Here is a 4,509-nt window from a genome sequence, read left to right as displayed (position 1 = left end):
GAGCCGAGCAGCTGTCGCGTGGCACCATCGTCCCAGCTGGAACTCCCGTCCTCGTCACGCAGCAGGTTGTCCATGTTGTCGTGGAAGGCGCCCATCCAGGGGGACATCTTCTCCTCCTCGGTGCCGGGCAGGAAACCGATGTCCTCGCTCATGGAGATCGGGGCCCGGGTGAAGACGATGCGCTCGAAGCGCTTGGTGTCCAGGGTCTGCTGGAAGGCGGCGGCCAGGGTCATGAAGGTCTTGCCGGTACCGGCGCTGCCGGCGATGGAGACCAGGTCGATGTCGTCGTCCATGAGCAGATTGAGGGTGAAGTTCTGACGGCTGTCGTGGGCGTGTACGCCCCAGACATTGGCACCGTGGCGATAGTTGGTCAGCAGTTCCAGGCTGGCGTGCAGGGGACCCACCTCTCGCACGATGGCCTCGAAGCTGGCGCCGTTGTCGCTGTCGGAGACCAGCATGCCCAGGTGCCACTCGGGGGGAATGTCGCCGGCGAGCTGGTAGAGGATGCGCTGATCCCGCCGTTCGACCCTGACCTCCACCTGGAGGCCGTCCCAGAGGCCGCTGCCGTCGTGGCCGGCGTCGGGGTAGATGCGGGCGCCGTCGATCATGGTGTCGCTGTCGTCGAAGACACGGTCGTTGAGGTAGTCCTCCACCGGCACGCCGAGCGCCGCGGCCTTGACCCGCAGGTTGATGTCCTTGGTGACCAGGATGACCGAGGCATCCGGGCGTTCCCGGCGTAGTCGACAGGTCTCGGCGAGGATCCGGTTGTCGGGACTCTCGTTCTGGGGATCCAGGGGCTCGAGGTCTTCGAAGCAGAGCAGGCGCAGTCGGCCCTGGGGTCCGGTGACGCGCGTGATGGGAATGCCGTCGCGGATCTGTTCCAGGGAGACGTTGGTGGTGAGATCGGACAGGGCCCGGCTGACCTGGCGGGCGGTGCGGGCGATTTCGCGGACGCCGTTCTTGTGCTTGTCGAGTTCCTCGAGGACGGTCATGGGAATGACCACCTCGTGCTCGTCGAAGTGGTAGAGGGCGGCGGGGTCGTGGATCAGGACATTGGTGTCCAGCACGTAGAGTCGGGTGGCCTTCTTGTCGATGCGTACCATCGGCGCAGCTCTCCTGATGTGCTCGTGGAGACGTCGTGGGCGTCTCTGTCGTCTTCGACACTCCCATGGCGCGATGTCAGCAGGGTGACAGGGCCGCCAGGTGTGCCGTCATACTCCGCGGTGGTTCACCTCCTGTCGACTTGTTTGGGGGTGGGCGGCGGGGTGCCGCCCTGATGTCAGAATGGACGGAAGGGCATGATGCGGCAAAGCGAAGGTTCAGCCGGTGATCAACGCTGACTCAGCGCTCGGGCTCGGGCTCGAGACGGATCATCACCCGATCACCCCTCGTACTCCTCCTGAAATGCGGGACGGTGGAAGGCGGCGGCGGCCTCTACTTCGGCCACGCCGCAGATTCCCGGTTCGGGCACCTCGCCTCCGGCGAGCACCTCCAGGACGGCGCGGACCCCGAGCGAAAGCGATATGAGGTTGTAGCCCCCTTCCAGGACGAAGGCGAGGCGACCATCGCAGTGGTTGCGGGCCAGTTGCTGGAGGACACCGGTCATGGCGGCGAATCCCTCATAGGACACATTCAGGGCCAGGTCATGCCAATGCGGATCGAAACCGGCCGAGACCAGGATCAGGTCCGGCTGGAACCATTCCGCTGCGGGTGTGAGGATCTCGTGCAGGGCCTTGAGGTAGGCCTGGTCGCCTGAACCGGCTGGCATGGGCACATTGATGGTGGTGCCCTCACCGAGGCCCACGCCGACGTCTTCGAGCTTTCCGGTGCCGGGGTAGAAGGGTGAGGCGCGGTGGATATCGAAGAGCATCACGCCAGGGTCGGCCCAGAAAATATCCTGGGTGCCGTTGGCATGATGGGCATCCCAGTCGACGATCAAGATCCGCTCGCAACCCAGTGTCGCCTTGGCGTGGGCGGCCGCCACCGCCACATTGTTGAACAGGCAGAAACCGCGGGCACGCACAGGCTCGGCATGGTGACCGGGTGGGCGTACCAGGGCAAAGGCATTCTTCGTGCGCCCCTCACTACGGCTTCTACGGCGGCGATGGCGGTGCCGGCGGCGACCTCGGCGGCTTCGATGCTGCCTGGAGAGACAGCAGTGGTATTCACGTCCAGCCAGGCGTTCTTGTCGCGCAACTCATAGAGATGATCCAGGTGGCCATGGTATGCACCCGTGCCAGCTGTTCGCGTGTGGCGGCAGTGCCGGTCTCGAAATGCACCCCCGGCACGGGCTCACGTTCCAGAAGCTGGTGGATGGCGGTAAGGCGGCCCGGATGCTCCGGGTATTTCCAGGGGACGCCGAGTCCCATCAGTAGTTGGCGAATGCGTCTATCCATGCGGCCCGGCAGGAAGGGAACCTCGATATCCGGTTGATGGGCCAGCATGCGTTCATCGTAGAAGGCGATCACCTTGAACTTGTCGGACACGGCTTGCTCCCTGTAAGGCCGATCTGGGGCGTCTCTGGCGGGTCTGCGACAGTGTTCAACCAGTCGCTGCCAGGTTCGCCTCCACAGCATAGCCTCGGGAACTTCGCCTGTCGCCCCCTGCCCGGAGACGCCGACAACAGGTGTCCTGCCGACATGCCCTGAGTGGGTCTCCCTGGCGACGCCATAGTGCCACCCCTGAGTGGCAGTATCGTGATGGACGGCATGAGATGCCCACTACTGGTGCGCCTGATTCATGGCCAGCTTGCGTGATTCTCGGTCGCAGGCGAGGAAGGCGGACGACTCCAGCCAGTCGGCATCCGGGTAGTAGGCAAAGAGGTAGTGGTCTTCCTTGAGGCTGTCGATCAATGGATAGGTCACCTCCTGGCGGACGGCGGGGCAGCCATAGCTGCGACCCAGTCTTCCGGTCTGCTCGATGAAGGACTCACTGACGTAGTCGGCGCCATGGATGACGATGGCGCGCTGGTAGGCCAGGTCATTGATGCCTGCCTCCAGCCCTTCCAGGCGCAGGGAATAGCCGTTGCGACCGTAGTAGCTGTTGAGGGTGCGAAACAGCCCCAGGCTCGACTGGTGGCTCTCCGGTGTATTCGAGAAGTGCTCGGCCATGGCGTCACCGGTTCCCTGTCCATGGGAGACCAGCTCCTCGAACATCAATTCACCCCGCTCGAGGTCGAACACCCACAAGCGAGGTTCGGTGGAGGGCAGCGAGAAATCGATGACAGCCAGACGCTCTGCCTGTGGATCGGCGCAGCTCACGGCGCGGGCGGCGAGCCCCAGCACTCGGCTGTCGGCACCCGGTGCCAGGCGGGCAAGGGTGGTATCGAGTGGCTGGTTGTCAGCGCTGTCGGGATGCAGCGCCTGGGCGACGAATTCACCGGACCAGACAGGCAGGGCCGACAGCAGCAAGGGGGCTGACACCAGCAGTACGGAGAGAGAAACGGGAAGCGGTTTGCTCATCGGGTGCCTCGTGGATGGAAGGGACAGAAAAAGCCAGCTTCCCTTTGCCCTTGCTGGAAGACCATTATGGTCGTCCAGGCCACCATGGCCCTGCTGCTGGCATGGATGTTCATGGCGGGACAGGCCTGGGGCCAGGTCGACGAGGAGCACTCCGAGCCTGCTGCCGTGCCGGAAGTGGAGGTGCTGTCGCCCTTTCACCAGGCGATACGGGAGCAGTTGGTTGCCGAGGACGAGACCCTGCATGCTTTCTATGCGGCACGTGACTGGAAACCCGCCTGGGCCGACAATCGCACCGTAGCCTCCTTGGCCGCGGCCTTGCATACACTGGAAGGCGATGGCCTGACTCCCGCGGACTATCGGCCCGATGCTCTGGTCAGCGGGTATCGTGAGGCCTATGGAGCGTATCAGGATCCCGACCGCCTGGCGCGTTTCGATCTGCAGACCAGCCGTGTCCTGCTCACGGCCATGCGACACCTCCAGCGCGGCAAGGTCGATCCCTACCGCATCGATACCGAGTGGGAGGTGCCCATCGAGGCCCCGGCCCTGGACCCGGTGTCGATTTCCCGTGCCGTGGATGCCCAGCGTTTCGAGCAGGCCTTTGCCGAGGTACGGCCTGCCTATGCGATCTATGAACGGCTGCGCGGGGCACTGGCTCGGTACCGCCATATCCAGCGGCAGGGTGGATGGCCGAGCCTTCCTGCCCGCGAAGACTCGCTGCGGCCGGGGGATGTGCACGACGATGTGGCCCTGTTGCGGGAGCGACTGGCGGTCATCGGGGAACTCGAGGTGATGGCGGCGGACCCCGGGGCATTCCCCGAGGCAGAGCTAAAGGCACCGGAAGCCGACACCTTCGATGCGATCCTGGCGGCGGCGGTGGAGCGTTTCCAGCGCCGCCACCTGCTGGAGGTCGACGGCATCGTCGGTGCCCAGACCCGTGAGGCCCTCAATGTGCCCGTGGAGAGGCGCATCGACCAGATCCGCGTCAATCTGGAGCGCGCGCGCTGGTTGCTCCATGGCCTTCCCGAGACCTTCGTGCTGGTGGATATCG

5 protein-coding genes are annotated in these 4,509 nt (G+C 64.7%); 1 reads left to right on the top strand and 4 read right to left on the bottom strand.

All coding sequences use genetic code 11. The annotated features are described in order from the left end of the window. From ACESMD_RS13805 to ACESMD_RS13790, 4 genes are all read right to left on the bottom strand, one after another. Nucleotides 1–1,103, bottom strand: a 1,103-nt coding sequence (locus tag ACESMD_RS13805; RefSeq protein ID WP_372614116.1) for a PhoH family protein, incomplete at its 3' end; no start/stop codon positions are given. A 278-nt stretch (nucleotides 1,104–1,381) separates the two neighbouring features. Further along, nucleotides 1,382–2,023 carry a histone deacetylase gene (locus ACESMD_RS13800; RefSeq protein WP_372614114.1) on the bottom strand — a complete coding sequence of 214 codons (642 nt, stop codon included), beginning with the start codon at nucleotides 2,021–2,023 and terminating at the stop codon, nucleotides 1,382–1,384. 142 nt (nucleotides 2,024–2,165) lie between these two features. Next, nucleotides 2,166–2,486 carry a hypothetical protein gene (locus tag ACESMD_RS13795; RefSeq protein ID WP_372614112.1) on the bottom strand — a complete coding sequence of 107 codons (321 nt, stop codon included), beginning with the start codon at nucleotides 2,484–2,486 and terminating at the stop codon, nucleotides 2,166–2,168. Between the two features lie 234 nt (nucleotides 2,487–2,720). Further along, nucleotides 2,721–3,461 (bottom strand): murein L,D-transpeptidase catalytic domain family protein, encoded by a 741-nt coding sequence (locus ACESMD_RS13790; RefSeq protein WP_372614110.1) that lies wholly within the window; start codon nucleotides 3,459–3,461, stop codon nucleotides 2,721–2,723. A 66-nt stretch (nucleotides 3,462–3,527) separates the two neighbouring features. Here ACESMD_RS13790 and ACESMD_RS13785 point away from each other — a divergent pair. Further along, nucleotides 3,528–4,509 (top strand): peptidoglycan-binding protein (locus ACESMD_RS13785; protein ID WP_372614108.1); only part of this gene is annotated, 982 nt, incomplete at its 3' end.

This window comes from Halomonas sp., assembly GCF_041689495.1.
Lineage (GTDB): Bacteria > Pseudomonadota > Gammaproteobacteria > Pseudomonadales > Halomonadaceae > Halomonas.
Note: the sequence above shows the minus strand (reverse complement) of the source record. Positions and strands in the feature narration are given on the sequence as shown.